Origin of the sequence: Stenotrophomonas sp. SrG (genome assembly GCF_050031795.1) — a bacterium.
Taxonomy (GTDB): Bacteria; Pseudomonadota; Gammaproteobacteria; order Xanthomonadales; family Xanthomonadaceae; genus Stenotrophomonas; species Stenotrophomonas rhizophila_A.
The window spans coordinates 1-236 of record NZ_JBNBBE010001307.1; the positions used below are offsets into that span (position 1 = coordinate 1).

General features: G+C 69.9%; 1 protein-coding gene. It reads left to right on the forward strand.

Annotation, left to right across the window (positions count from 1 at the left end; translation table 11 throughout):
• The coding region (locus ACQG3P_RS23650) for a phosphoribosylglycinamide synthetase C domain-containing protein (protein ID WP_426806410.1) at positions 1-236 on the forward strand (236 nt) is incomplete at both ends.

Here is a 236-nt window from a genome sequence, read left to right on the forward strand (position 1 = left end):
CCGATCCCCGGTGATGTGATCCACGGGCTGGCCCAGGTGGCGTCTACGGCCCAGGTGGTCCACGCCGGCACCACGCTGGACGCGCCGGGCCAGGTGCTCAGCGCTGGCGGCCGCGTGTTGTGCGTGGCCGCGCTGGGCGACAGCGTGGGCGATGCACAGGCCCATGCGTCTGCGGGCGTGGTGAAGGTGACGTGGGAAAACGAATTCCACCGCACTGACATTGGCTGGCGGGCTAT